23 protein-coding genes are annotated in these 25,720 nt (G+C 72.9%); 5 read left to right on the plus strand and 18 right to left on the minus strand.

Translation table 11 applies throughout. The features are described 5' to 3' along the window. Positions 1–39: 39 nt before the first annotated feature. The 8 genes from CHF15_RS08485 to CHF15_RS08520 all read right to left on the minus strand — a co-directional run bounded on the left by CHF15_RS08485 (position 40) and on the right by CHF15_RS08520 (position 9,637). Positions 40–1,263 (minus strand): arginine deiminase, encoded by a 1,224-nt coding sequence (locus CHF15_RS08485; RefSeq protein ID WP_089223020.1) that lies wholly within the window; start codon positions 1,261–1,263, stop codon positions 40–42. Between the two features lie 75 nt (positions 1,264–1,338). Further along, the gene (locus CHF15_RS08490) at positions 1,339–3,885 is read right to left on the minus strand and encodes a polynucleotide kinase-phosphatase (protein ID WP_089223021.1); all 2,547 of its coding nucleotides are present in this window, start codon (positions 3,883–3,885) and stop codon (positions 1,339–1,341) included. Then, positions 3,882–5,357, minus strand: a complete 1,476-nt coding sequence (locus CHF15_RS08495; protein ID WP_089223022.1) for a 3' terminal RNA ribose 2'-O-methyltransferase Hen1 — start codon at positions 5,355–5,357, stop codon at positions 3,882–3,884. The genes CHF15_RS08490 and CHF15_RS08495 overlap by 4 nt, the downstream gene beginning before the upstream one ends. Next, entirely contained in the window at positions 5,348–6,310 is a 963-nt protein-coding gene (gene mmuM, locus CHF15_RS08500) for a homocysteine S-methyltransferase (RefSeq protein ID WP_089223023.1), read from the minus strand. Before mmuM ends, CHF15_RS08495 begins: the two co-directional genes overlap by 10 nt. A 30-nt stretch (positions 6,311–6,340) precedes the next feature. Beyond that, positions 6,341–7,264, minus strand: coding sequence for an LLM class F420-dependent oxidoreductase (locus CHF15_RS08505; protein ID WP_089223024.1), 924 nt, complete (start codon positions 7,262–7,264; stop codon positions 6,341–6,343). Between the two features lie 118 nt (positions 7,265–7,382). Further along, entirely contained in the window at positions 7,383–7,838 is a 456-nt protein-coding gene (locus CHF15_RS08510) for a DUF6099 family protein (RefSeq protein ID WP_089223025.1), read from the minus strand. Between the two features lie 184 nt (positions 7,839–8,022). Next, positions 8,023–8,355, minus strand: a complete 333-nt coding sequence (locus CHF15_RS08515) for a nucleotide pyrophosphohydrolase (protein WP_089223026.1) — start codon at positions 8,353–8,355, stop codon at positions 8,023–8,025. Positions 8,356–8,365: 10 nt separating this feature from the next. Continuing rightward, positions 8,366–9,637 carry an AAA family ATPase gene (locus CHF15_RS08520; protein ID WP_089223027.1) on the minus strand — a complete coding sequence of 424 codons (1,272 nt, stop codon included), beginning with the start codon at positions 9,635–9,637 and terminating at the stop codon, positions 8,366–8,368. Positions 9,638–9,739: 102 nt separating this feature from the next. On the opposite strand from CHF15_RS08520, the gene CHF15_RS08525 reads away from it, so the two are divergent. Continuing rightward, entirely contained in the window at positions 9,740–10,282 is a 543-nt protein-coding gene (locus tag CHF15_RS08525; protein ID WP_089223028.1) for a DUF1697 domain-containing protein, read from the plus strand. 77 nt (positions 10,283–10,359) lie between these two features. On the opposite strand, the gene CHF15_RS08530 is transcribed toward CHF15_RS08525, so the two are convergent. Further along, a complete protein-coding gene (locus CHF15_RS08530) occupies positions 10,360–11,355 on the minus strand; it encodes an extracellular catalytic domain type 1 short-chain-length polyhydroxyalkanoate depolymerase (protein WP_089223029.1) in 996 nt (331 codons plus the stop codon). 177 nt (positions 11,356–11,532) lie between these two features. Next, positions 11,533–12,546, minus strand: coding sequence for an alcohol dehydrogenase (locus CHF15_RS08535; protein ID WP_179279701.1), 1,014 nt, complete (start codon positions 12,544–12,546; stop codon positions 11,533–11,535). A 146-nt stretch (positions 12,547–12,692) separates the two neighbouring features. Here CHF15_RS08535 and CHF15_RS08540 point away from each other — a divergent pair, with 146 nt between their 5' ends. Further along, positions 12,693–13,085 (plus strand): PPOX class F420-dependent oxidoreductase, encoded by a 393-nt coding sequence (locus CHF15_RS08540; protein ID WP_089223031.1) that lies wholly within the window; start codon positions 12,693–12,695, stop codon positions 13,083–13,085. A 48-nt stretch (positions 13,086–13,133) separates the two neighbouring features. Here the strand turns inward: CHF15_RS08540 and CHF15_RS08545 are convergent, their stop codons facing one another. From CHF15_RS08545 to CHF15_RS08555, 3 genes are all read right to left on the minus strand, one after another. Continuing rightward, positions 13,134–14,807, minus strand: a complete 1,674-nt coding sequence (locus CHF15_RS08545) for an acyl-CoA dehydrogenase family protein (RefSeq protein ID WP_089223032.1) — start codon at positions 14,805–14,807, stop codon at positions 13,134–13,136. Positions 14,808–14,837: 30 nt separating this feature from the next. Continuing rightward, the gene (locus CHF15_RS08550; protein ID WP_089223033.1) at positions 14,838–15,455 is read right to left on the minus strand and encodes a TetR/AcrR family transcriptional regulator; all 618 of its coding nucleotides are present in this window, start codon (positions 15,453–15,455) and stop codon (positions 14,838–14,840) included. A gap of 167 nt (positions 15,456–15,622) precedes the next feature. Then, entirely contained in the window at positions 15,623–17,116 is a 1,494-nt protein-coding gene (locus CHF15_RS08555) for an IMP dehydrogenase (protein ID WP_089223034.1), read from the minus strand. 381 nt (positions 17,117–17,497) lie between these two features. Between CHF15_RS08555 and CHF15_RS08560 the strand changes: the two genes are divergently transcribed. Continuing rightward, the gene (locus tag CHF15_RS08560; protein ID WP_089223035.1) at positions 17,498–18,724 is read left to right on the plus strand and encodes a DUF4241 domain-containing protein; all 1,227 of its coding nucleotides are present in this window, start codon (positions 17,498–17,500) and stop codon (positions 18,722–18,724) included. A gap of 26 nt (positions 18,725–18,750) precedes the next feature. Here CHF15_RS08560 and CHF15_RS08565 read toward each other — a convergent pair whose 3' ends face one another. Beyond that, positions 18,751–20,103, minus strand: a complete 1,353-nt coding sequence (locus CHF15_RS08565; RefSeq protein WP_089223036.1) for a class I SAM-dependent RNA methyltransferase — start codon at positions 20,101–20,103, stop codon at positions 18,751–18,753. Between the two features lie 87 nt (positions 20,104–20,190). Then, positions 20,191–22,242, minus strand: a complete 2,052-nt coding sequence (locus CHF15_RS08570; protein ID WP_089223037.1) for an APC family permease — start codon at positions 22,240–22,242, stop codon at positions 20,191–20,193. Between the two features lie 137 nt (positions 22,243–22,379). Here CHF15_RS08570 and CHF15_RS08575 point away from each other — a divergent pair, with 137 nt between their 5' ends. Next, positions 22,380–23,048: a potassium channel family protein gene (locus CHF15_RS08575; RefSeq protein WP_026251763.1), complete on the plus strand. Its 669-nt coding sequence runs from the start codon at positions 22,380–22,382 to the stop codon at positions 23,046–23,048. Further along, positions 23,045–23,722, plus strand: a complete 678-nt coding sequence (locus tag CHF15_RS08580; RefSeq protein WP_089223038.1) for a potassium channel family protein — start codon at positions 23,045–23,047, stop codon at positions 23,720–23,722. The genes CHF15_RS08575 and CHF15_RS08580 overlap by 4 nt, the downstream gene beginning before the upstream one ends. 85 nt (positions 23,723–23,807) lie before the next feature. Here CHF15_RS08580 and CHF15_RS08585 read toward each other — a convergent pair whose 3' ends face one another. The 3 genes from CHF15_RS08585 to CHF15_RS08595 are packed head-to-tail and all read right to left on the minus strand — an operon-like array spanning position 23,808 to position 25,691. Further along, the gene (locus tag CHF15_RS08585) at positions 23,808–24,566 is read right to left on the minus strand and encodes a DUF3159 domain-containing protein (protein WP_089223039.1); all 759 of its coding nucleotides are present in this window, start codon (positions 24,564–24,566) and stop codon (positions 23,808–23,810) included. A gap of 3 nt (positions 24,567–24,569) precedes the next feature. Next, positions 24,570–24,968, minus strand: a complete 399-nt coding sequence (locus tag CHF15_RS08590) for an OB-fold nucleic acid binding domain-containing protein (RefSeq protein ID WP_089223040.1) — start codon at positions 24,966–24,968, stop codon at positions 24,570–24,572. Between the two features lie 39 nt (positions 24,969–25,007). Continuing rightward, on the minus strand, positions 25,008–25,691 hold the full coding sequence (locus CHF15_RS08595; protein ID WP_089223041.1) for a response regulator: 684 nt from the start codon (positions 25,689–25,691) through the stop codon (positions 25,008–25,010). Between the last annotated feature and the right edge of the window lie 29 nt (positions 25,692–25,720).

Raw genomic sequence — 25,720 nt, forward strand, 5'->3', positions numbered from 1 at the left:
TATACAGCCCCGGCGGCCCCGGCCACGGATCGCCGCCCGTCAGACCGGGTCCCGCTCGATGGGGCAGCTCATGCAGCGCGGGCCGCCGCGGCCTCGCCCGAGTTCGCTCCCGGGGATCTCTATGACCTCGATGCCGCGCTTGCGCAGGAAGGTGTTGGTGGTGACGTTGCGCTCGTACGCCAGGACGACGCCCGGCTCCAGGGCGAGCACGTTGCACCCGTCGTCCCACTGCTCGCGCTCGGCGGAGTGGACGTCCTGGGTCGCGGTGAGCACCCGGATGTCGTCGAGGCCCAGGGCCGCCGCGACGGCCCGGTGCATGTGCTCCGGCGGGTGGTCGGTGACCTTGAGGTCGCGTTCCCCGGCGCCGGGCTCGATGGTGTACGAGCGCAGCATGCCCAGGCCCGCGTACTTGGTGAAGGTGTCGCCGTCGACCATGGTCATCACGGTGTCCAGGTGCATGAAGGCACGGCGCTTGGGCATGTCCAGGGCCACGATCGTGGTGGCCGACCCCGCGTTGAACAGCCGCTGGGCCAGCATCTCCACGGCCTGCGAGGTGGTGCGCTCGCTCATGCCGATCAGGACGGCGCCGTTGCCGATCACCAGGACGTCGCCGCCCTCGATGGTGGACGGGTAGGCCGCCTGGCCCTCGGACCACACGTGGAAGGAGCCGCCCGCGAAGAGCGGGTGGTGGCGGTAGATCGCCTCGTAGTGGATCGTCTCGTGCCAGCGGGCCGGCCAGCGCATCGCGTTGATGCTGACCCCGTCGTAGACCCAGGCCGAGGTGTCCCGGGTGAAGATGTGGTTGGGCAGCGGGTCGAGCAGGAAGTCGTCCAGGTCCATGACGTGGAAGCGGACCGAGGTCGGCTCGGCGAAACGGGCCAGGAACTCCCGCTTGGTCATGCCCCCGACCAGGGCCTCGGTCAGTTCGGCCGCGGACAGCTCGTCGAAGGCGGCGCGCAGGTGGTCGGTGACCACCGGGCCGTACTCCTTCTCGTCGAAGACCCGGTCCAGCACCATGCGCCGGGCCTCGGGCAGGGTCAGCGTCTCCCGCAGCAGGTCACCGAAGAGGTGCACGGCCACGCCCCGGTCGCGCAGCACGTCGGCGAAGCCGTCGTGCTCGGCGCGGGCCCGGCGCACCCACAGGACGTCGTCGAAGAGCAGGGCGTCCTTGTTCGACGGCGTGAGCCTTTTCAGCTCCAGGTCGGGGCGGTGGAGGATGACGCGGTGCAGCCGCCCTGCCTCGGAGTCCACATGGAATGCCATGGAGCTAGACATTCCCACTTGGCAGGGGTTTACCGCCAGGGAGGGGCGGGCACCCGGGTGCCCGCCCCCCGTCCGTCACAGCCGGGGGTCCACCGGCTCGGACTCCAGGGCCAGGAGGGCGAAGACCGCCTCGTGCACGCGCCACAGGGGCTCGCCCGCGGCCAGCCGGTCCAGCGCCTCCAGGCCCAGCGCGTACTCGCGCAGCGCGAGGGACCGCTTGTGGCCCAGCGCCCGGGAGCGCAGCCTGACCAGCTGGTCGGGCCGGGTGTACTCCGGACCGTAGATGATCCGCAGGTACTCCCGGCCGCGGCACTTGATGCCGGGCTGGACCAGGCGGTTGCCGTCCTCCGTGCGCACCAGGGCCTGGAGCGGCTTGACGACCATGCCCTCGCCGCCGGCCTCGGTCAGCTCCAGCCACCACCGCGTGCCGGCGGCCACCGACTCCTCGTCACGGGTGTCGACCAGCAGCCTGCGCGTCTCCTGCAGCAGCCCCGTCGGGTCGTTCGCGACCAGGCGGTCGATGAGCGCCAGCTGCCCGTCGTGCGGGAGCGCGGCGAGACTGCGGCCCTGGGCGGCCAGGATCTGGAAGGGCGCCAGACGCACCCCGTCCAGGCCCTCGGTCGTCCAGCAGTAGCGCCGGTACGCCTCGGTGAAGGAGGCCGCGTCCGCCGACCGGCCGCGCTGCCGCTCCAGCAGGCCCGCCACGTCGGTGCCCCGCGCGGCGGCGGACTCCAGGGCGGCGAGCACCCCCGGGAAGACCGCGCCGGAGGCGGCGCCCACGGCGGCGTACTGCTTGCGCAGCAGACCGGAGGCCTTCAGCGACCAAGGCATCAGCTCGGCGTCGAGCAGCAGCCAGTCCGTGCCGAGCTCGTCCCACAGCCCGGCGGCGGTGACGGAGGCGCGCAGCCGCTCCAGGACCTGCTCGGTGACGGCCGGGTCGTCGAAGAACGGACGGCCCGTGCGGGTGTGCAGGGCGCCCGTGACGCCACCGGTCACCCCGAAGCGCTCGCCGGCAGTCTGCGCGTCGCGGCACACGAGCGCCACGGCACGGGAACCCATGTGCTTCTCCTCGCAGAGCACCTGGCCGACGCCGTCCGCCCGGTAGGCGGCGAACGCCTCGTGCGGGTGCTCCAGGTAGCCGTCCAGCTGCGAGGTCGCGCACGGCGACATCGTCGGCGGCAGGTACATCAGCAGCCGCGGGTCGACCGCGAAGCGGCTCATGACCTCCAGCGCGGCGGCCGCGTTCTCCTCGCGGACCGCGACCCGGCCGTGGTGCGCGGTCTCCACGACACGGCGGCCGGTGACGTCGGCGAGGTCCAGCGGCCGCCCGTCGTGCCCCCCGGGCGCCTCGCTCGCCAGGGGCTTGGCCGGCTCGTACCAGACCCGCTCGGCGGGGACGTCGACGATCTCGCGCTCGGGCCAGCGCAGGGCCGTCATCCGCCCGCCGAAGACGGCGCCGGTGTCCAGGCAGATGGTGTTGTTGATCCACGAGGTGCTCGGCACGGGTGTGTGGCCGTAGACGACGGCGGCGCGGCCGCGATAGTCCTCGGCCCACGGGTAGCGCACGGGCAGGCCGAACTCGTCGGTCTCCCCGGTGGTGTCGCCGTACAGGGCGTGCGAGCGGACCCGGCCGGAGGTGCGGCCGTGGTACTTCTCGGGCAGGCCGGCGTGGCAGACGACCAGCCTGCCGCCGTCGAGCACGTAGTGGCTGACGAGTCCGTCGATGAACTCGCGCACCTGCTCCCGGAAGGCGGGGTCCTGCTCGTCCTCCTTCTCCAGCTGCTCGATGGTCTCGGCGAGGCCGTGGGTGTGCTGGACCTGCTTGCCCTTCAGCCAGCGGCCCAGCTTGTTCTCGTGGTTGCCGGGCACGCACAGGGCGCTGCCTGCGGCGACCATCCCCATGACGCGGCGCAGCACGCCGGGGCTGTCGGGGCCGCGGTCGACGAGGTCTCCGACGAAGACGGCCGTGCGGCCCTCGGGGTGCGCGCCGTCGACGTAGCCCAGCTTGCCGAGCAGGGTCTCCAGCTCGGAGCTGCAGCCGTGGATGTCGCCGATGATGTCGAACGGGCCGGTAAGTTCGCGCTTGTCGTTGTAGCGGCGCTCCAGCACGACCTCGGCCGCCTCGACCTCCTCGGTGCCGCGCAGGATGTGCACCTTGCGGAAGCCCTCGCGCTCCAGCTGCCGCAGGGAGCGGCGCAGCTCGCGCTGCTGGCGCTGCACGACGTGCCGGGGCAGGTGGGCGCGGTCGGGACGGGAGGCGTTCCGCTCGATGCAGACCTGCTCCGGGACGTCGAGGACGATCGCGATGGGCAGCACGTCGTGCTCGCGGGCGAGCCGGACGAGCTGGCGGCGGCTCTCCTGCTGCACGCTGGTGGCGTCGATGACGGTGAGCCGGCCGGCGGCCAGCCTCTTGCCCGCGATGTAGTGGAGCACGTCGAAGGCGTCGCCGCTGGCGCCCTGGTCGTTCTCGTCGTCGCTGACGAGGCCGCGGCAGAAGTCCGAGGAGATCACCTCGGTGGGCTTGAAGTGGCGCCGGGCGAAAGTCGACTTGCCGGAGCCGGTGGTGCCGATCAGGACCACGAGGGACAGATCGGTCACCGGGAGGGTGCGCTTGCCGGTCATGCGGGGGTGACCTCCTTCGCGGTCGTGGTGGAACCGGCGGTCATGGTGAAGACGGCCATCTGGGTGGGCGGGCCGACCTCGGGGTCGTCGGGGCCGACGGGGACGAAGCGGACGCCGTAGCCGTGCCGTCCGGCGACCTGCTCCGCCCACGAGCGGAACTCCTCGCGGGTCCACTCGAAGCGGTGGTCCGCGTGCCGGACGTGCCCGGCGGGCAGTGTCTCCCAGCGCACGTTGTACTCGACGTTCGGCGTGGTCACGAGCACCGTGGCGGGGCGCGCCGAGCCGAAGACGGCGTACTCCAGGGCGGGCAGCCGGGGCAGGTCGAGGTGCTCCACGACCTCGCTGAGCACCGCGGCGTCGTACCCCTTGAGCCGGGCGTCGGTGTACGTCAGGGAGCCCTGCACCAGCCGGACGCGGGAGGACTGACGCTCGCCCATGCGGTCCAGCCGCAGCCGTCGGGCGGCCTCGCCCAGGGCCCGGGACGACACGTCGACGCCGAGGACCTCGGTGAAGCGGACGTCCTTCAGCAGCGCGCCCACCAGCTGGCCCTGGCCGCAGCCGAGGTCGAGGACACGGTTCGCCCCGGCGTCGCGCAGCTCCGCCAGGATCGCCTCGCGGCGCTGCACCGCCAGCGGCAGCGGCTTCTCCTCGGTGTCCACCTCCTCGTCGACGGCGTTGTCGATCTCCTCGGCCTCGCTGTCGTCGGCCTCGGCGAGCCGGGCCAGCTCCAGCCGCTCCATGGCCTGCCGGGTCAGCGACCAGCGGCGGGCCAGGTAGCGGCTGGTGATCAGCCGCTGCTCAGGGTGGGCGGGGAGCCATCCGTCGCCCATGCGCAGCAGCTTGTCGACCTCGTCGGGCGACACCCAGTAGTGCTTGGCGTCGTCCAGGACCGGGAGCAGCACATACAGGTGCCTAAGCGCCGCGGACAGCCGCATCTCGCCCTCCAGGGCCAGCCGCACGTAGCGCGACTCGCCCCACGCGGGGAACTGCTCGTCCAGCGCGACCGGTTCGGCCTCGACGGTCCAGCCCAGCGGCTCGAAGAGCCGGCGGACGAGGGCGGCGCCGCCGCGCGCGGGCACGGCGGGGATCTCGATCCGCAGCGGCAGGGGCTGCGCGGCCCGCTCGGGGCGGGCGTCGCAGACGCCCCTCAGGGCGCTGGCGAACACCGTGCGGAGGGCCACCGCGAGCAGCGACGAGGCCGCGTAGGGCCGGTCGTTGACGTACTGGCCGAGCGCGGAGTCGGGGGCCCCGCCCCGGCCCTTGGCCTTGCCGCGCCGGACCAGCGCCACCGGATCGACCTCCAGCAGCAGCGCGGCGGTGCACCGTTGCTCGGACGCCACGGGGTAGAAGACGTGGGCGTCGCCGTAGGAGGTCGAGAAGACCTGGGCCTTCTCCGGATGCTTGTGCAGCAGGAAGCCGAGGTCCGTGGCGGGCATGCCGCCGCTGCCGGTGGTTGTTATCGTCAGGAACACCGCCTGAGTATCGCCTGTCCGCCGCCGCCCTCAACAGCGGTTTTCCCCGGCTGGGCGGCGAGCGCGCGGGCGAGGGCGGATATCTGCGCGGGCCCGACCCGGCAGCATCCCCCGATGAGCCGGGCGCCGGAGCTCTGCCAGACGGCGGCCAGGGCCGGGTCGAAGGCCCGGACTCCGCTCCAGTCGCGGGCCCGTTCGTCCCAGGTCTCGCCGCTGTTGGGGTAGACGACCACGGGCCGGTCCACGTTCGCCGCCGCCGTCTCCACCGCGCGGGTGGCGTCCGCCGGGTCGCAGCAGTTGACGCCGACGGCGATCACCGCGTCCGTGTCCGCGGCGATCCGGAAGGCCTCCTCCAGCGGCTGCCCGGCCCGGGTCGCCCCGCCGGCCACGGAGTAGCTGAGCCAGACCGGCACCCCGAGGCCCTCGGCGATCCTCAGCAGCGCCTCCGCCTCGTCGGTGTCCGGCACGGTCTCCAGCGCCAGGACGTCGGGGCCGGCCTCGGCCAGCGTCTCCATCCTGGGCCGGTGGAAACGCTCCAGTTCCGCGACGCTCAGCCCGTAGCGGCCCCGGTACTCGCTGCCGTCCGCGAGCATCGCGCCGTACGGTCCCACGGAGGCCGCCACCCACACGTCGTCGCGGTCGCGGGCGGCGGCGCGGGCGAGGGCGACACTGCGCCGCAGCAGGGCGGTCGCCTCCTCCCGTCCGATACCGCGTGCGGCGAAGCCCTCGTAGGTGGCCTGGTAACCGGAGGTGATGAGCACCCGCGCGCCCGCCCGCACATAGGCGGTGTGCGCCGCCTCGATCTGCTCCGGCGCGTCGGCGAGCAGGCGGGCGGACCAGAGCGCGCCGTCCAGGTCGCAGCCCTGGTCGGCGAGCTGGTTGGACAACCCGCCGTCGAGGACGACGGGGCCCTCGGCGAGGGCCTGTGCCAGGGGCCTGGCGGGTGCGGGCATCGCGGGTGCTCCTCGCGTGGTGTGCCGGGCTCAGCCGAGCTGCGACTGGACCCCGGAGGCGATCAGTTCCAGGTGCCCGAGGTCGCTCAGGTCCAGGATCTGCAGGTAGAACCGGGTGGCACCGAGCTCGGCGTAGCGGCCGATCTTGTCGACGACCTCGGCGGGGGAACCGGCGAGGCCGTTGGCCTTGAGCTCGTCGACCTCACGGCCGATGGCCGCGGCCCTGCGGGCGACCTCGGCGTCGTCCTTGCCGACGCACACGACGAGGGCGTTGGAGTAGACGATCTCGTCCTTGCCCCGGCCGTGCTCCTCGGCGGCCTCCCGCACGCGGGCGAACTGCGAGGCGGTGTCCTCCAGCGAGCCGAAGGGCAGGTTGAACTCGTCCGCGTAGCGGGCGGCGAGCCGCGGGGTGCGCCGGGCACCGTGGCCGCCGATGAGGACGGGGAGCTTCGCCTGGGCGGGCTTGGGCAGCGCGGGCGAGTTCTCCACCGTGTAGTGCGTGCCCTTGAAGTCGAAGGTCTCGCCCACCGGGGTCTCCCAGAGGCCGGTGACGATGGCGAGCTGCTCCTCCAGCCTGGCGAACTTCTCCTTCGGGAACGGGATGCCGTACGCGGCGTGCTCGTCCGCGTACCATCCCGCGCCCAGGCCCAGCTCGACGCGGCCGCCCGACATCTGGTCCACCTGCGCGACCTGGATGGCGAGCACACCGGGCAGCCGGAAGGTGGCGGCCGTCATCAGGGTGCCGAGCCGGATCCGCTTGGTCTCGCGGGCGAGGCCGGCCAGGGTGATCCACGCGTCGCTCGGCCCCGGCAGACCGTCCGCGTCGCCCATCTTGAGGTAGTGGTCGGAGCGGAAGAAGGCGTCGAACCCGAGCTCCTCGGTCGCCTTGGCGACGGAGAGCAGGGTGTCGTACGAGGCCCCTTGCTGGGGCTCGGTGAAGATTCGAAGATCCATGACTCCATCCTGCACCTCTTCGCCCGGAATCGACCGGCGACCTGTCGCGTGTGGCACCCTCCCGGACCGGGGACGGCTGCAATCCGCCAACTTCGCTTCTGTTGTGCGGACTTGGCGCTCATGCACCCTCCCGCTGCCGCGCCTCGACCGCGCGCAGGAGCACACCCACCCGGTCCTTGGACTCGTCGGCGGCGTCGACCGCCTCGATGCACTGCCAGTACTCCGTCTCGCCCTCGGCGGTGCAGGCCACCGAGACCAGCGCCATGCCCAGCTCCGACAGCAGTTCGCGCAGCTCGCGCAAGGTCCCGGCCGGTTCGCGCACATCGGTGAGCAGGGCCGCGCGCAACGGACCCGACGCCACCCCGGGCGGTCCCGTGGCCCCGCACGCCCGGCCGCCCGCCTCGCAGACGGAGAATCCGGGAGTGCGCAGCTCGGGCGCCCCGTGGAGCGCGAGGTGGCTGCCGATCGCCTCCGTCAGCGCCTGAATCTGCCAGGCCTCCGCCATCAGCTCACGCTCGGTCCCGCCGCTCCTGAGCGCCTCCCGCGTGGCCCGGATCAGCCGTACCGCATCCATCACGACGCACCTCCCCCGTCTCCACCCCGTCGATCCCGTTCCTCACTCAGAGTGACGGATCATGACGCGATGGGGAAGTGGCCGGTTCCCGCCTGTGGACAACCCGCTCCCCCGCCCGTGCGAACGGCGCGCGTGACCCCCCGGCGCGACCGGCCGCGGAGCGGGGCGCACGGGCCGCCGCGCCTCAGTCGCCGGCCCCCGGCAGCGGGAAGCGCAGCTCGTTGCGGTCGATCTTGGCGGACAGCGCCTCCAGCACGTCCACGCCGAGCACCTCGCAGAACTGCAGCAGGTACGCGAGCACGTCCGCCACCTCGTCCCGTACCCGGTGCGCGCTGTCGGGGTCCTCCATGACCCCGGCCGCCTGCTCGGGCGTGAGCCACTGGAAGATCTCCAGGAGCTCGGAGGCCTCGACGCTCAGGGCCGCGGCCAGGTTCTTCGGCGTGTGGTACGGCTCCCAGCGCCGGGCCGCCGCGAACGCGGCCAGCCTGCGCTGCAGCGCGTGCAGATCATCGGTCACACCCGCAGGTCTACCCCATCGCCGCCGCGGCGTGCTCCGGCGGGGCCTGCCCGGCCGGCGGGGCCGCGGCGGCCGGTGCCTCCGGGCCCGTACCCTGCGCCGGCACCCGCTCCCGGTCGGCCGCCGCGCTCCCGAGGCGCAGCAGCGTCACTCCCTCCGCCCCGTCGGCCACGGCGGGGTCGTGCACCGTGCCGATCAGCCTGATGTGGCCCCGTTCGGCGACCTGCGCGGCCAGCGCCAGCAACTGCCGCGACTGCGCCCGGTCCAGGCCGGCGTCCAGGCCGTCCGCCAGCACCGTGAGGACCTGGACGGCGTCCGGCACCTCGCCGCTGGTGTCCACCTCCAGCACGCCCGGCCCGGTCAGCAGCACCAGCGCCAGCGCGAGGAAGCGCAACTCCCCGTCACCGAGCCGGTCCACCGGCACGAGCCCCAGGGGTCCCCGGTCGACGGCCGCCACCACCGACTGCGCGTACGCCCCCGTCCCCGGCTCCCCGGCGGGGATCACCGTCAGCCCCTCGACGGGCGGGCTGCACACCGCCCGCAGCGCGCCGACCAGCGCGGCGTGCCGCGTACGGCACTCGCCCTGGGTGCGGCGCAGCACCGCCGAGAGGTTGTCGCAGCCTCCGCGGAGCAGGCCGTCGGCCACCCGCGCGGGCTCGCGCATCAGGTGCGGCCGGGGATCGACGGGGAACACCCCGCGCAGCGCGAGCACCGTCTGCTCCGCGGCGGCGAGCACCAGCCGCTGCCCCTCGGTCGTGCCGGCGACGCGCAGCGGCAGCAGGGAGGTGGCCAGCCGGTCGTCGGGCAGCGGGGCCCGGGTCACCGGGACCAGCCCCGCGGTGTGCCAGGCCGCCTGGACGGTACGCCGCCCCGGATCGCGCAGCGCGGTGGCGAGCAGGGTCTCGCCGGCGCCGGTCAACCGCTCGCCGACGATGCGCAGTTCGGGTTCGGTCTGCACGGCGACGTCGAGTGCGACGGGGCCGACCGCGCCGTCCACCGTGCACCCGATGCGGAAGCCGCGCCGACCCTCCGCGTCCGGCTTGGCCGCGTGGGGCACGCAGGCCGCCACTCCCCCGCGCACGCCGTCGAACGCCATGGCCAGTTCCTCGCCGGCGGCGAGCCGGCCGAGCAGGCCCAGCCCCTCCAGGACACTGGACTTGCCGGTGCCGCTCGCCCCCGCCAGCACGGTGAGCGGCTTGAGCGGGAAGCCCGCGCCGCGATGCGACTTGAAGGCGGAGAGCCGCAGTTCGGTGACGACCGGACGGTCACGCTTCGTGCTCATGGACGCGAACGTAGCGGCGGCACCCGGTGGCGAACCGTTCCGCCGGGCCACCGGTCCTCCGAAAGTGGGTAAGCCCGGCGAGGCGCCGGTTAATGTGGCGGGGTGACCGGATACGTGGCCCTCCTGCGCGGGATCAACGTCGGGCCGACGACCAGGCTTCCGATGCAGGACCTGCGGCGGCTCCTGGAGGAGATCGGCGGCACGTACGTGCGCACCCATCTGCAGAGCGGCAACGCCCTGTTCGAGCACGAGCAGGCCGATCCGGAGAAGCTGGCGGACGCGCTGGAGGCGGCCGTCGCCGCCGCGTTCGAGGGGCGGAAGGTGCCCTGCATCGTCCGCGAGGCGGCCGCGCTCGCCGGGGTCGTCGAGCGCAACCCGTTCGACATGTCGGGCGTCGACCCCGCGCGCTTCCTGGTCACCTTCCTGTCGGGGCCGGTCGAACCGGACCGGCTCGCCGGTCTGGACCCGGCCGGCTTCGCTCCCGACGAGTTCCGGCCGGGCGAGCGCGAGATCTACGTGCACTGCCCGAACGGGGTGCAGAAGACCCGGCTCTCCCACGCGCTGTGGGAGAAGCGCCTGGGGCTGACGGCCACGGCCCGCAACTGGAACACCGTGACCCGCCTGGCGGCCATGGCCGCGGAGTGACGGGGCGGGGCCGGCGCGCGCCCCGTCACCCCTGCCGCCTGCGTCCCCCGCGGCGCCCGGCGTCGCCCGCCTCCCGCTCAGCCCAGGCCCCAGCCCGTCCCGAGCCGGTACGCCGCGCAGAGGTTGACGTCGAGCATGTACGCGGCGGCCGTGCCGCACTGGGCCGCCCCGCTGCCCGGGTCGACGGGCTGGCCGTGGCCCATGCCCGTGAGGCTGTAGGTCTCGGCGACCGGGGCGCCGGAGGCGTCCTTGTACGTCCGGTGCGGGAAACCCGCGACGGTGTCGGAGGTGTCGGCGGTCTGGTCGGTGCCGTGGACGGCCGTCCACTGCCGTACGAGGTCGTCCATGTTGACGGGCTTGACCGTGTAGTCGGCCGTGCCCTGGAAGACCGTCAGCCGGGGCCACGGACCCGTGTAGCCGGGGAAGGCGGCGCGGACCCGGTCACCCCACTGCGCGGGCGTCTGCGTCGCGCCGACGTACATGCACACGTACGGTGAACCCGCCGCCTGCGCGCAGCCGTACGGCAGCCCGGCGACCACGCCGCCCGCGGCGTACACGTCGGGGTAGGCCGCCATCATCGCCGCCGTCATGGCGCCGCCCGCGGACAGTCCGGTGACGTACACCCGCGACGGATCCGCGCCGCTGTCGGCGATCTGGCGGGCGGTCATCTGCCGGATGGAGGCGGCTTCGCCCTGACCCCGCGCGATGTCGCCGGTCTGGAACCAGTTGAAGCACTGGCTGAGGTTGTTGGACGAGGTCTGGCCGGGCAGCACCACGGAGAAGCCCCAGCGGTCCGCCAGCGCGGTCCAGCCGCTCTGGGCGCCGTAGCCCTGGGCGTTCTGGGTGCAGCCGTGGAGGGCGACGACGACCGGCCGGCCCTGGGGCAGCCCGGCGGGGACGTAGCGGTACATCCGCAGCGCGCCCGGATTGCTGCCGAAACCGGTCACCTCCTCGATCGCTCCGGCGGCGTGGGCAGGCCGTACGGGCACGAGAGCGGCGAGGAGAGCGACGAGGACGGCGAGCAGGGCGGCACGCGGGCGGCCCCTGTGAAGTGCGGCTCTGAGTAAGGTCATGCGCCGGACGGTAGGAGCGCCGCGGCGCCCGCGACATGGCCCGGGGCACCACAACGCGGACGCCGCGCGTGGTGCCCAGGACCGCTCGGGCGCGCCGGTGCCCGGGCGGCGCCGGGGGTTCGCCGCGGACCTCCCGGTAGTGGCCGAACGCGTACTCCAGGCCGCCCTCGCCGCTGGTCAGGGGACGAGGACCATGCGGAAGCGCGCGGCGCCGGACATCATGCGGGCGAACGCCTCGTTGACCTCCTCCAGCGGCACCGTCTCGGTCATCGGGCGGATCCCGGCGAGCGCGCTGAACTCCATCGTGTGCTCGACGTCGCGCGAGGTGCCGGACGGATGGCCGACGACCGAACGGGACGACAGGATCAGCTGGGCCGGGGTGATCGGCAGCGGCTCGGAGTCGATGCCGATGACGATCAGCTCCCCGCCGGGCTGCAGCCCCTCGACTCCGGCCGCCATGGCCTGCGAGTTGGAGGCCGTGGCGAGCACCACGGTGGCCCCGCCGAGGGCCTGCAGTTCCTTGGCCGTGTCGCCGGCGGAGCTGTCGACGTAGTGGTGGGCGCCGAGCTCCATGGCCAGTGCCCGCTTCTCCTCGCCGCGCGCGACGGCGACCGTCTCGAAGCCGAACTTGGCCGCGTACTGCACGGCCAGGTGCCCGAGGCCGCCGATGCCGATCACGGCGACGAGGTCTCCGGGGCGGGCGGAGCTCCTCTTGAAGGCGTTGTACGTGGTCACACCGGCACAGCCGAGCGGGGCGGCGTCGACCGCGGTCAGCCCGTCGGGGATCCGGGCCAGCGCGTTGACCGGGGCGACCATGTGGGTGGCGTAGCCGCCCTCGTACGCCCAGCCGGGCACCTGCAGGTTCCGGCAGTCGATGAAGTGGCCCTCGCGGCAGGGCGGGCAGTGCCCGCAGTGGCCGCCGAACCAGCCGACCGCCACGCGCGCGCCCACCGTCCAGTACCGCACGCCCTCACCGAGGGCGTCGATGCGCCCGGCGACCTCGTGGCCGGTGACCAGGGGGAAGGTGACGTGCGGGAGGGCGTTGTACACGAAGGCGGCGTCGCTGTGGCAGACGCCCGACGCCTCGACCGCGATCCGGACGTGGCCGGGGCCGGGTTCCGGGAGCTCGCGCTCGACGATTTCGAATGGTCGGCCCGGTTCGGAGACCTGGGCCACCCGCATGGAGTTCATTGCCCGTCCGCTGTGTGAGGGGTTGCGGCGCGTAGCGCCCTTCCCACCCATCGTGACCCCGGGGCGGTGTTTTCTCGCGTCGGACACCGCTCGCGGGGCCGCCCGCCGGGGGGCGTAGGCTGCGCCCAGCCGACCGAGGGACGATCATGAAACTACCCGCCGACCTGCTCGACCTCCTGCACCGCCCGAGCCTGTGCTTCCTGGCGACCACCATGCCGGACGGCTCGCCGCAGCTGACCCAGACGTGGGTCGACACCGACGGCGAGCACGTGCTCGTCAACAGCGTGCGCGGCCATGTGAAGACGCGGAACATCGCACGGGACCCGCGGGTGGCCGTCGCCGTCTCCGATCCGGAGGACCCGTCCCGCTACTTCCAGGTCCGCGGGCGCGTGCGCGAGGTGACCACGGAGGGCGCGGAAGACCACATCGAGAAGCTCTCGCACAAGTACACCGGCGGTCCGTACCCCTGGTACGGCGGCCGTGACCAGGTGCGTGTGGTGTTCGTGATCGAGGCCGAGAGCATCAGCGGCACGGCGTGACCCCAGCGGGTCCGCGGCTGCCGTGGGCGGCCGCGGACCCCGGCCCGTTCAGCCCGTGGCGCCGGGCACGCGCCCGATGACCGCGGCCAGGTCCGTCCCGGCGGGCAGGGTGCCGAAGGCCAGGCCCCGGTCGCCGGCCAGACGGGAGGCGCAGAAGGCGTCCGCGACCGGCGCCGGCGCGTGGCGCACGAGCAGCGAGCCCTGCAGCACCAGCGCCAGGCGCTCGACCAGCCGGCGCGCCCGCAGCGGGGCGTCCTCGGTGAGCACCAGTTCGCCGCGCACCTGGCGCCAGGCCTCGTCGAGGCGGGCGTCGCCGCCCGCGGCGGCCTCGACCTCGGCGCGGAAGGCCTCCAGGGAGTCCGGCTCACGGGTGAGGGCACGCAGTACGTCCAGGGCGTTGACGTTGCCGGAGCCCTCCCAGATGCCGTTCAGCGGTGCCTCGCGGTAGAGCCGGGGCATGCCGGACGCCTCGTCATAGCCGTTGCCGCCCAGGCACTCCAGTGCCTCCGCGACCGCCGCGGGCTGCCGCTTGCACACCCAGTACTTGCCGACCGCGGTGGCCAGCCGCAGGAACGCCTGCTCCTGTGCGTCCCCGCGCCGGGCCCGGTCGACGGCGCCGGCGACGCGCAGCGCGAGGGTGGTGGCGGCCTCGGACTCCAGACCGAGGTCGGCGATGACGTTGCGCATCAGGGGCTGGTCGATCAGCCGCGCCCCGAACACCGAGCGGTGCCGGACGTGGTGGGCGGCCTGGGCGAGCGCGGCGCGGGTGCCGGCGGCGGAGCCGAGGATGCAGTCCAGCCGGGTCATGGTGACCATCTCGATGATGGTCCGCACCCCCTGGCCCTCGGGACCGACCAGCCAGCCCACGGTGTCGTCGAACTCCGGCTCGCTGCTGGCGTTGCTGCGGTTGCCGAGCTTGTCCTTCAGCCGCTGGATGCGGAAGGTGTTGCGGCTGCCGTCCGGCAGCACCCGGGGCACCAGGAAGCAGGACAGCCCCGCGGGGGCCTGGGCCAGCACGAGGAACAGGTCGTTCATGGGCGCGCTGGTGAACCACTTGTGCCCGCGCAGCCGCCAGGTGCCGTCCGGCTGCCCGGTGGCGGTGGTGGTGTTGGCCCGCACATCGGTGCCGCCCTGCTTCTCGGTCATCCCCATGCCGGCGAGGAGCCCGCGCTTGCCTGCCGGGGCGCGCAGTCCGGGGTCGTAGACGCGGCTGGTGAGCAGCGGCTCGTACACCGCCGCCAGCTCGGGTGCGGCGCGCAGCGCCGGGACGACGGCGTAGGTCATGGACACCGGGCAGCCGTGGCCGGCCTCGGCGGTGCTCCACACCATGAAGCCGGCCGCGCGCGCCACGTGGGCGCCGGGCCGGTCGTCGGCCCAGGGCGCTCCGGCGAGGCCCTCGGCGAGGGCGACCTCCATGAGCGCGTGGTAGGAGGGGTGGAAGTCCACCTCGTCCACGCGGTTGCCGTACCGGTCGTGGGTACGCAGCACCGGTTCGTACCGGTTGGCCTCCTCGGCCCAGCGCTGCACCTGTTCCGATCCGGCGAGCCGGCCGAGGCGGTGCAGGTCGCCGGCGTACCACCCGGCCCCCTCGCGGCGCACGCCCTCCAGCAGCACGACGTCGTCGGCGACGTCGTGGCCGACCAGCGGCGGCGCCTGGTTGGTCACCTCGTGCGTGCGCGCGGCGGGGTTGCTGTGCGGCGCGGCGTCTGCGATCGCGGTCATGGCAGTCGGGCCCTTCGTGGTCGTGGGGAGTCAGACGGCGGGCGCGGCGCCCGCGCAGCGCAGGGACATCGCCACCAGTTCGGGGACGAGGTGCTCGGCGGCCGCGCCCTCGGCGGGGACGGACAGCGGGTCCACGAGCACCTCTCCGATGGCCCCGGTCAGCGCCGCCGCGGTGACCTCGGGGTCCTGGGCGGGCAGCAGCCCGGCGGCTGTCCCCTCGCGGATCACCTCGGCGAACACGGCGCGGTAGCGGCGCCGGAACTCCAGCCGTTCGGCGCCCACGGCCGGTTCCGCGGGCGCCGCGAGCAGGGCGTGGGCCAGCCCCCGGTTCTCCATGGCGCGGCGGGCGAAGACGGTGACCCCCAGGGTCAGCCGCTGCACCGGGTCGCCGCCGCCGTCGCGCAGCACCTCGCCGAGCACCTCGACCTCGCGGCCCGAGGCCCGCCGGAACACCTCGACCGCGAGCGCGCCCTTGGACGGGAAGTGCTGGTACACCGTGCCCACGGACATGCCGGCCGCGGCCGCCACCGCGGTGACGGACGCGTTCGCCCAGCCCACCTCGGCGACGACGGCCGTGGCGGCCGCCACCAGCTGCTCCCTGGCGGCGGCCAGGCGGTCCTGCACCGCGGGCGTCTTCCGGTAGGCCATGACAACAAGTGAAGCACCGTTCAGACCTTCATGCCAGCCCCGCGGAGGCCGTCGGGAGGCACTCCCGGAACGCCGGCATGCGGTGCGGCTGCGCGGGCGGGCGGGCCGGCCGACCGGCCACGATCAGCCCGCCGGCGCCGGCCGGGCCGCGGCCCGCTCCGGCCGGATCACTCCCCGGAGTCGACGGCGGGGCGGCGAAGCTGCACCTCGGCGCCGGTCTGCTTGAAGGACTCCGCGGACACCGGAACGAGCACCGCGTCGCGGTGGAAGTCCCGGAGGTTCGTCGAGCCGCAGCTGATCATCGTCGAGGTGATCTTGGCCCGGGTGCGCTCCACGTTGTCGTACAGGCTGCCGGCGTAGGGCACATAGCCGTCGACGCCCTCCTCGAAGGCCATCCGGCCGCGCTGGCCGTACCGGGCCTCGTTCTGCGCGCGCCGGGAGCCCTCGCCCCAGTACTCCTTGTACCACTGGCCGCCGATCTGGAGCTTCCGCGAGGGGCTCTCGTCGAGCCGGGCGAAGTAGCGGCCGAGCATGATGAAGTCGGCGCCCATCGCCAGCGCCATCGCCATGTGCGAGTCGCTCAGCAGACCTCCGTCGCAGCACAGCGGCACGTACACCCCGGTCTCCAGGGCATGGGCATCGCGCGCCTGGACGACGTCGAGCAGCGCCGAGGCCTGCCCGCGGCCGATGCCCTTCTGCTCCCGGGTGGTGCAGATCGCCCCGCCGCCGATCCCGACCTTCACGAACGCCGCGCCCGCGTCGGCCAGGTAGCGGAAGGCGCGGCCGTCGACGACGTTCCCCGCACCGACGAAAACGTCCTCGCCGTACGTCTCCCGGGCGAATTCGAGGGTCTTCGCCTGATACACGGAATAGCCGTCGGAGGAGTCCAGGCACAGCACGTCCGCACCGGCTTCCACCAGGGCGGGAATGCGGTCCTTGAAGTCACGGGAGTTGATGCCGGCGCCCACCCGCAGACGTTTCTCGGCGTCCACGCTCGCGCGGTGGTAGGTCTTGTGGGCCTGGTAGTCGCTCTTGAGGACCATGGAGACGACCCGGCCGCCGTCGACCACCGGCAGGACGTCCAGATGGTGCTGCCAGATCAGCTCGTTCGCCTCGGACAGCGAGACCGAGGCCGGCGCGGTGACCAGTCCGCTCCGTCCCCGCATCCGGTTGCCCGCGGACGCGCCTGCTCCGTGCCGCTCCAGGTGGAAGTCGTCGAGGCTGATGATCCCGGCGAACTCGCCGTCCGCCTCGCCGTTCTCCGTCACCACGGCGACGCCCTGCTCGGTGTCCGCCAGCAGCCGGGCAACCTCCCCGAGAGGCGTCCGCGGCGCGACGGTGACGTCGCCGGTCCGGAAGCCGGCCTTGTGCCGCTTCACCGCCAGCACGTCCGCGGCCTGGTCCTCGATCAGCTGGTTCTGGTGGATGAACGACAACCCGCCGACCTGCGCGAGCGCCACCGCCAGCGCCGGTGACGACACCGCCTGCATGATGGCGCTCACCATGGGGGTGGCGACCCGGATTCCCGGCTCCTCGCCGACTCGGTGACGCACCAGGGGCGCTCCGAGATCCACGGTGTCCGGCGTGCAGTCTTCGGTGGTCAGGCCCGGGATGAGGAGGTACTCGCTGAGCGTGCGGGAAATCTCGGGGAGGATCTTCACGTCGTCTCCAGAAGAGGAGCCTGCGTACCGGTCGGTGACGGACCGGCGGGGCTCGTGCGGGCAGTGCGGGTCGACGCCGGCCGGTGGCGCACTGCCGGAAGAACGCACTCTGGAGATCCCGAGAGCGGGCGCACCCGGCGGGGCAGTGCTCGCACGCGCGGCCGAACCGGCGGCGAGGGCACGCAGACCCGGTTCGCACGGTGCTGCACAGGCGCTGACTTCCATCACGCCATGCGGGATCCTACCGCGCCGCCGGTGTCCGTACGTCCGACGACCTGAGCGCCAAGGCCACTGTCACAGGCGGCGATTACGCTCTGCCGAAAGTGATCCACTCACTGCGGTTCACCCTCGGGGGCGGAAACCGCGCCGGAGGGGCGGGACATGGGCGAGGACATGGTGACGGTTTCCTACGCCGTGGGTTGGGACACCGACACCCGCCGTGCGTTCGGACCGCTGACGCGGGCGGAGGCGGAGGCGCGGGACGCAGCCGGGGACCCGTATGTGGTGCTGCACCGGCTCCCCGGGCGCGAGGTCCCCGCCGAGGTGCACCTCGTGGCCTGGCGTGACCTCTTCGTCGGGCAGTGGGCCCACGACGAGCTGGGTCGGCGGACGCACGAGATCGACCTCCGGCTCCTGGAGGACGACCGCCTGTTCCTGCGGCGGTACGTCGAACGACGCTACGCCTCACCGGAGCAGCCGGACCTGGCGCCCGACGCGTGGCAGCTCACGGTGGAGCTCCTCCCCGGTGGCAGGGGCAGGAAGATGCTGTACGAACGGGGCCGGAACGGAGGGTCGTTCCAGACCCTGGCCGATGTACCGGAGGAGCGGCGGTGGCACGACCGGAGCGGGTACGGGGTTCGGGCGGCCGACGCGCCCCGGCCGCCGGACGGACCCGGGCCCGGTGCCGCGACAGCCGGGGAGCCGGCGTTCACCGGGGGCGAGGAGCCCGCGTCGTTGTGGCGTCCACCGAAGCCCCTGCGCATGGAACTGCCGGTCGACGACCTCTTCCGGCCGGGGAATCCCTTCCCCATGGAGCCCTGGGAGAAGACGGAGACGGCCGAACCGCAGCGCGTCGCCATGGTGCGGATCCCGTCCGGGCGTCTGGCCGTCTCGGACGCTCTCGCCGGCGGCCCCCGGGAACTCGCCGAGCGCATACCCCCCGGCGAATACGCGCTGGAGAGCGCCGTGGTCGTCGGCGAGGGCGAGTACGAGGGGGAGCGGTTCCCGGTCACCGACGAGCCCGCCGTGCGCCTTCTGATCCGGGACGAACCGGCCGTCGCCTGGGAGTTGGCGCTGAGCGAGGGCGACGATCCCCGCCTGCTCCTCGACGGCCACGCCTACGGTTTCGGCACCGACGGGGCGTCAGGCAGCTTCGCGGACGCCGCGGCCTGGGAGACGCTGTCCGAGAAGGTCAGGCGCTGCTTCGAGGAGCAGGACGACGACGTGTGCGAGTCCGTCGCCGACGGCCACATACGTGCCGTCGACGAGGCGACCGGAGGCGAGCTGGTGACGTTCTGCACGGGGGGCGACGGGACGTGGCCGGTGTGGCTCGGCCGCTCCGCCGCCGGCGCGCTCGTCTCGGTCGTGGTGATCACGGCGTATCTCTAGCGCCGCGCCGGGGACTTGACTGCCCGTCAGGCGTCCTTCGTCGCCGGCTCCAGGATCGCCACGCACTCCACGTGGTGCGTCATCGGGAAGAGGTCGAACGCGCGCAACCGCCGCGGGGCGTACCCGGCCGCGGCGAAGTAGCCGAGGTCGCGGGCGAGGGCGGCCGGGTCGCAGGCGACGTAGGCGATGCGGCGGGGGCCGAGGGAGGCGACGTGCTCCACGGTGGCGCGGCCGGCGCCGGTGCGGGGCGGGTCGAGGACGACGAGGTCGGCCTCGGTGATCCCGGTGCGGGGCAGTGCGGACTCGACCTTGCCCTGCTCGATGCGGACGCGGTCGAAGTCGCCCAGGTTGTGCCGGGCGTCCTCCACGGCACGCTTGCCGGACTCGATGCCGAGGACGGCGCCGGTCTCGCCGACCCGCTCGGCCAGGGCGCCCGCGAACAGGCCCACGCCGCAGTAGAGGTCGAGTGCGGTCTCGCCCTTGCGCGGCATGAGGCCCTGCATGACGGCCTCGACGAGGAGCCCGGCGGCCATCGGGTGGACCTGCCAGAAGCCACCCGAACCGACGCGCCAGGTGCGGTCGATCGCCCGCTCGCGCACAAAGCCGCGGCCGTGCACGCGGTGGATGCCGCCCTGCTCGTCGACGCGCAGGACGGAGACAGGACGGTCGAGCTCGACGATGGGCAGCCGGGCACCGGGGCGGGGGGTGAGGATGACCTGGCGGTCGGAGGACCCGGTGGCGGCGATGGCCTCGACCGAGGCGATGCCGGACCAGTCGCGGGACTCGACGCCCAGCTCGGAGACGCCGGGGGCGGCGATCAGGCAGCGGTCGACGCGCTCGACCTCGTGCGAGCGGTGGCGGCGCAGCCCCGCGTGGCCCTCGGAGTCGACGGCGTACTGGACGCGGGTGCGCCAGGCAGGGACCTCGCCCTTGGCGACCTTGTCGCCGGGGGCGGGTTCGACGGTGCCGTCCCAGCCGGCCTCCTCGGGGGTGAGGTGGGCGAGGCGCTCCAGCTGCTCGGTGATCACCTGCACCTTGAGCCGCCGCTGCGCGCCGGGGGCGGCGTGCTGCCAGTCGCAGCCGCCGCACTTGCCGGGGCCGGAGAACGGGCAGGGTGCCTCGACGCGGTCCGGGGAGGCCTCGAGGACCTCCACAGCGTCGGCGCGCAGGAAGCGCGAGTCCGGGCCGCCCTCGGTGATCTCGGCGACGACCCGCTCACCGGGCAGCGCGTGCCGGACGAAGATCACCTGCGGGCGGTCGTGGCCCGGCAGGACCGTCCGCGCGATGCAGTGGCCGCCGTGCGCGACCGGGCCGACCTCGACCTCGTAGCGCTCGCCGACGAGGGCGTCGGCCTCGGGGGCCTTCGAACGGTGCTGCATGGCGGGACGGGCTCCTGGTTCACGAGGGGAACGGGGACGGCGAAGAACGAGCAGCTGACAAGTCTACGGCCCGCCGACGTCCCCGGTTCACACCCGCCCGCTGGGCTCCCGGCGCCGCTTGGCCGGCCCCACCTCGCCGCGCCGCACGGAGCCCGGCGCGTTCCACTCGGCGCCCTTGCGGGCCCGCAGCTTGGCACGCTCCGAGGACTCCAACTGCCAGGGCACGGAGGTGACCATGACGCCGGGGGTGAACAGCAGCCGGCCCTTGAGCCGCAGCGCGCTCTGGTTGTGCAGCAGGTGCTCGTACCAGTGCCCGACCACGTACTCCGGGATGAAGATCGAGACGACGTCGCGCGGGCTGCTGCGGCGCAGGCTCTTGACGTAGTCGATGATCGGCCGGGTGATCTCGCGGTACGGCGAGTCCAGCACCTTCAGCGGTACGTCGATGCCGCGCCGGTGCCACTCGGCCTGCAGGGCCTTGGTGTCGGCCGGGTCCACGTTGATGCTGAGCGCCTCCAGCGTGTCCGACCGGAAGAGCTTAGCGTACGACAGGGCCCGCAGCGTGGGCTTGTGCACCTTGGAGACCAGGACGATGGAGTGCACGCGGGAGGGCTTGACCTCCTCCTCGCTGCGCTCCTCGGCGGCCGCGAGCTCGCTGGAGACGCGGTCGTAGTGGCGCCGGATGGCCGTCATCACGCCGTAGAAGATGACCATGCCCAGCACGGCGACCCAGGCGCCGTGCGTGAACTTGGTGAGCAGGACGACGACGAGCACGAGCCCGGTGAAGAAGGCGCCGAAGGTGTTGATCGCCCGGGCGCGGTTCATGCGGCGGCGCGCGGCGGGGTCGGTCTCGGTGGCCAGGTGCCGGTTCCAGTGCCGGACCATGCCGATCTGGCTGAGGGTGAAGGAGACGAAGACGCCGACGATGTACAGCTGGATCAGCCGGGTCGAGTCGGCACCGTAGATGTAGACCAGCACGCAGGCGAAGGCGGCGAGCAGCACGATGCCGTTGCTGAAGGCAAGGCGGTCGCCGCGGGTGTGCAGCTGGCGCGGCAGGTAGCGGTCCTGGGCGAGGATGGAGCCGAGCACCGGGAAGCCGTTGTACGCGGTGTTGGCGGCCAGGAACAGCACCAGCGCGGTGGCACCGGCCAGGAAGACGAACGGGATCGACCCGTCGCCGAAGACGGCGGAGGCGACCTGGGCGATGACCGGGTCCTGGGTGTAGCCGGCCCCGACCGGCTTGCCGTTCACCAGAAGGTCGGCGGCCGGGTTCTCGGCCATGCGCACATTGGTGTTGAGGGCGAGCGCGATGATGCCGCAGAACATGGTGACGGCCAGGACGCCCATCAGCGCCAGGGTCGTCGCCGCGTTCTTGGACTTCGGCTTGCGGAAGGCGGGCACACCGTTGCTGATCGCCTCGACACCGGTGAGCGCGGCACAGCCGGAGGAGAAGGCCCGCAGCAGGAGGAAGACGAGCGCGAAGCTCGCGAGTCCGGTGTGCTCGGCCTTGATGGTGTAGCCCGCGGTCGGCGCGTGCATCTCGTCGCCCATCGCGATCCGGAAGATCCCCCAGGCCAGCATGCAGAAGACGCCGAAGACGAAGGCGTAGGTGGGGATGGCGAAGATCGTCCCCGACTCGCGCACGCCGCGCAGGTTCATCAGCATGAGCAGGACGATCATGCCGATGGCGCCCAGCACCTTGTGCTCGACGAAGAACGGCACGGCCGAGCCCAGGTTCTCCACGCCGGAGGCGACCGACACGGCCACGGTGAGGACGTAGTCGACCAGCAGGGCGCTGGCCACGGTGAGCCCGGCGCGCGGGCCGAGGTTGGTCGTCGCGACCTCGTAGTCGCCACCGCCGGAGGGGTAGGCGTGCACGTTCTGCCGGTACGAGGCGACAACGGTGAACATCAGCACGACGACCGCGACCGCGATCCAGGGGCTGAAGTGGTAGGCCGACACTCCCGCGATCGACAGGACGAGAAGCACCTCTCCGGGCGCGTACGCCACGGAGGACAGCGGGTCGGAGGCGAAGACGGGGAGCGCCAGCCTCTTGGGGAGGAGCGTCTCTCCGAGCCTGTCGCTGCGGAGCGCCCGCCCGATCAGGATCCGTTTCGGAAGGTCGGTCAGTTTGGACACCCCGCGATGTTAGAGGATCGTCAAGATTTCCGATCCCCCGCCCACCTATCGAGGGGTTACGTGCGTGTGTAGCTTTGGGCGCGGTCTGAGACCCTGAGAGGGATCGGCCGCAATTGTTGGCAGCCGGAAGGACGGTCGTGCACGTCGTGATTATGGGGTGTGGGCGAGTGGGTTCCACTCTCGCGCACTCCCTTGAGCAGCAAGGTCATACAGTGGCCGTGATCGACCAGGACCCGACGGCGTTCCGCCGCCTGGGCTCCGGGTTCAGCGGACGCCGCGTGACCGGGGTCGGGTTCGACCAGGACACGCTGCGCGAGGCCGGCATCGAGGAGGCGGGCGCGTTCGCGGCCGTCAGCAGTGGTGACAATTCCAACATCATCGCGGCCCGGGTCGCCCGGGAGATGTTCGGGATCGAGAACGTCGCCGCCCGGATCTACGACCCCCGGCGTGCGGAGGTGTACCAGCGTCTGGGCATCCCCACCGTCGCCACCGTCCGCTGGACGGCCGACCAGATGCTGCGCCGTCTGCTGCCGTCCGGCGCGGAGCCGCTGTGGCGCGACCCGAGCGGGGGTGTGCAGCTCGCCGAGGTGCACACGGACACCGCCTGGGTGGGGCACAAGATCAGCAGGCTCCAGGAGGAGACGGGGGTGCGCGTGGCGTTCCTCACCCGGCTGGGCGAGGCCATGCTCCCCACCTCGGAGACGGTCCTGCAGGAAGGCGACCTGGTGCACGTGATGATGCGCACGGGCGAGGTCGAACAGGTCGAGGCCGCGTTCGCCAAGGGCCCTGAGGAGGCGCACCGATGAGGGTCGCCATTGCCGGGGCCGGGGCGGTCGGCCGCTCCATCGCGGGCGAGCTGCTGGAGAACGGCCACGAGGTCCTGCTGATCGACAAGAACCCGACCTCGATCTCGGTGGAGCGGGTCCCCCAGGCGGAGTGGCTGCTGGCCGACGCCTGCGAGATCACGTCCCTGGACGAGGCAGCGCTGCAGCGCTGCAACGTGGTGATCGCCGCCACGGGTGACGACAAGGTCAATCTGGTCGTCTCGCTGCTCGCCAAGACCGAGTACGGCGTTCCGCGGGTCGTCGCCCGGGTGAACAACCCCAAGAACGAGTGGCTGTTCAACGAGGCGTGGGGCGTGGACGTGGCCGTCTCCACCCCGCGCCTGATGTCGGCCCTGGTCGAGGAGGCGGTGAGCGTCGGCGACCTCGTCCGGCTGATGCGCTTCAGCCAGGGCGACGCGAACCTGGTCGAGCTGACCCTCCCGGAGGAGGCCGCGCTGGTGGGCACCCGGGTCGGCGAGGTCGCCTGGCCCGAGGACACCTCGCTGGTCACGATCATCCGCGGCCACCGGGTGCTGACCCCGTCCAAGGACGACGCGCTCGAGGCGGGCGACGAGCTGCTGTTCGTGGCGGCCCCGCACCGCGAGGAGCAGCTGGAGGACCTGCTCTCGGTGCGCAGCGACGAGGCCGGGGCGTAGCCGCCCGCGGGACGTACGACGAGGGGCGGCCGGAACCCGTGGGTTCCGGCCGCCCCTCGTGCGTTCGCCGGCGCGGGGCGCCGGGTCAGTTGTTGGCGGCCTCCCTGGCGTCGCGCTCGGCCTTCTCGGCGCGCTCCGCCTCCTCCATCTCCGCGATCACGTCGATGGGCGGCGGCGCCTTGGCCAGGAAGATCCAGGTCAGGTAGACGCAGAGCAGGAACGGCGGGATGCCGAGGGCGACCTTGACCCAGCCGAGCTGGGTGACGTTCCCCCAGAAGTAGAGCGGGAAGAGGATCGCCGACTTGACGAGCAGGATGATGCCCCAGGCCCAGGTGGCCTTGGTGTACGCGACGAGCCGGCCCGGGTTCCGCGTCCGCCAGGACAGGTTCTCCTTGAGGATCGGGCCGAGCAGCAGTCCGATCAGCGGGTACTTCGCCAGCGCGGAGACCACGTAGGCGACCGCGAGCCCGAGGGTGTAGAGCATGCCCGGCAGGTAGAAGTTCTTCGCGTCGCCGGACATCATCGCGAACACCGCGCCGAAGGCCACTCCGAAGACGCCGCTGAAGGCGTGCTTGAGGGTCTGCCTGCGTACCAGGCGGGCCAGTGCCAGCACCAGGGAGAGGCCCAGCGCGGCGATGGCCGCGGTGTGGATGTCCCGGTTGATCGTGTAGATCAGGACGAACACGAGCCCGGGCACCGTCGTGTCGATCATGCCCCAGACGCCGCCGAAGGCCTCCAAGAGGGCGTGGTCGGCGGCCGCCTTCGAGGCGGCCGCGTCGTGCTCCGGACCCTGCTCGGGCCCGGTCGTGGGCTGTGCCCCGGTCCGCTTGTCGATCGACGCCACCAACTACTCCTGTCCGACCGGACGCAACTCGTACTTGGGATTGAACAGCACCGGACGGCCGCGGTTCATGGAGATCCGCCCCGACGCGATGATCCTTCGGCCCGGCTCGATGCCGACGATGCTGCGCCGGCCCAGCCACACCACGTCCAGCGGCGCGGAACCGTCGAACAGCTCGGCCTCCAGGGCGGGCACGCCGGCCCGCGGCCGCAGAGTGACAGCGCGTAGTGTACCGGTCACGGTCACTATGTCGCGATCGGCGCAGTCGCAGATCCGGGTGCACCCGACGTCCGCGGTGTCCTGCCGCAGCTCGTCGGAGTGCAGTTCCTCCTGGGAACTGGACAGTCGGTCGAGCATTCTGCGGAAGCGGCCGGCCGGCCGGTCCGAACGGGTGGTACCACTCATACTTCGAAGGGTACCGGGCCCGGGTGAACGGTTCACTGATCACGTCTCGAAGCGGTAGCCCATGCCCGGTTCGGTGATGAAGTGCCGCGGGTGCGCGGGGTCCGACTCGAGCTTGCGCCGCAACTGGGCCATGTAGACCCGCAGGTAGTTGCTCTCGGTGCCGTAGGACGGGCCCCAGACCTCCTGCAGCAGCTGCTTCTGGCTGACCAGGCGGCCGGTGTTGCGGACCAGGACCTCCAGCAGGTGCCACTCGGTGGGGGTGAGCCGGACGTCGGCGCCGTCGCGGTTGACCTTCTTGGCCGCCAGGTCGACGGTGAAGGACTCGGTCTCCACGGTCGCGGCGCCGTCCTCGGGGCCGCCGGGCGTGGCGCGCCGTACGGCGGCGCGCAGCCGCGCCAGCAGCTCGTCCATGCCGAAGGGCTTGGTGACGTAGTCGTCGGCGCCCGCGTCGAGGGCCTCGACCTTCTCGTCGGAGGCCTGGCGGGCGGAGAGCACGATGATCGGCACCCTGGTCCAGCCGCGCAGGCCCCGGATCACCTCGACGCCGTCCATGTCGGGCAGGCCGAGGTCGAGCACGATGACGTCGGGGTGGCGGGCGGCGGCGAGCTGCAGCGCGGTCGCGCCGTCGTGGGCCGCGTCGACCTCGTACTTGCGGGCCCGCAGGTTGATCACGAGAGCGCGCACGATCTGCGGCTCGTCGTCGACCACGAGCACCCGGTTCATGGAGCCTGCCTTTCCTTCACGGTGAGGGG

Origin of the sequence: Actinacidiphila glaucinigra (assembly GCF_900188405.1) — a bacterium.
Lineage (GTDB): Bacteria > Actinomycetota > Actinomycetes > Streptomycetales > Streptomycetaceae > Actinacidiphila > Actinacidiphila glaucinigra.

Coding starts and splice junctions, on each gene's coding strand:
- CHF15_RS08560 (WP_089223035.1), top strand. CDS start 17,498: ATGGGCGAGGACATGGTGACGGTTTCCTACGCCGTGGGTTGGGACACC.
- CHF15_RS08565 (WP_089223036.1), bottom strand. CDS start 20,103: ATGCAGCACCGTTCGAAGGCCCCCGAGGCCGACGCCCTCGTCGGCGAG.
- mmuM (WP_089223023.1), bottom strand. CDS start 6,310: ATGCCCGCACCCGCCAGGCCCCTGGCACAGGCCCTCGCCGAGGGCCCC.
- CHF15_RS08540 (WP_089223031.1), top strand. CDS start 12,693: ATGAAACTACCCGCCGACCTGCTCGACCTCCTGCACCGCCCGAGCCTG.
- CHF15_RS08485 (WP_089223020.1), bottom strand. CDS start 1,263: ATGGCATTCCATGTGGACTCCGAGGCAGGGCGGCTGCACCGCGTCATC.
- CHF15_RS08590 (WP_089223040.1), bottom strand. CDS start 24,968: ATGAGTGGTACCACCCGTTCGGACCGGCCGGCCGGCCGCTTCCGCAGA.
- CHF15_RS08595 (WP_089223041.1), bottom strand. CDS start 25,691: ATGAACCGGGTGCTCGTGGTCGACGACGAGCCGCAGATCGTGCGCGCT.
- CHF15_RS08520 (WP_089223027.1), bottom strand. CDS start 9,637: ATGAGCACGAAGCGTGACCGTCCGGTCGTCACCGAACTGCGGCTCTCC.
- CHF15_RS08545 (WP_089223032.1), bottom strand. CDS start 14,807: ATGACCGCGATCGCAGACGCCGCGCCGCACAGCAACCCCGCCGCGCGC.
- CHF15_RS08510 (WP_089223025.1), bottom strand. CDS start 7,838: ATGGATGCGGTACGGCTGATCCGGGCCACGCGGGAGGCGCTCAGGAGC.
- CHF15_RS08490 (WP_089223021.1), bottom strand. CDS start 3,885: ATGACCGGCAAGCGCACCCTCCCGGTGACCGATCTGTCCCTCGTGGTC.
- CHF15_RS08505 (WP_089223024.1), bottom strand. CDS start 7,264: ATGGATCTTCGAATCTTCACCGAGCCCCAGCAAGGGGCCTCGTACGAC.
- CHF15_RS08535 (WP_179279701.1), bottom strand. CDS start 12,546: ATGAACTCCATGCGGGTGGCCCAGGTCTCCGAACCGGGCCGACCATTC.
- CHF15_RS08550 (WP_089223033.1), bottom strand. CDS start 15,455: ATGGCCTACCGGAAGACGCCCGCGGTGCAGGACCGCCTGGCCGCCGCC.
- CHF15_RS08580 (WP_089223038.1), top strand. CDS start 23,045: ATGAGGGTCGCCATTGCCGGGGCCGGGGCGGTCGGCCGCTCCATCGCG.
- CHF15_RS08530 (WP_089223029.1), bottom strand. CDS start 11,355: ATGACCTTACTCAGAGCCGCACTTCACAGGGGCCGCCCGCGTGCCGCC.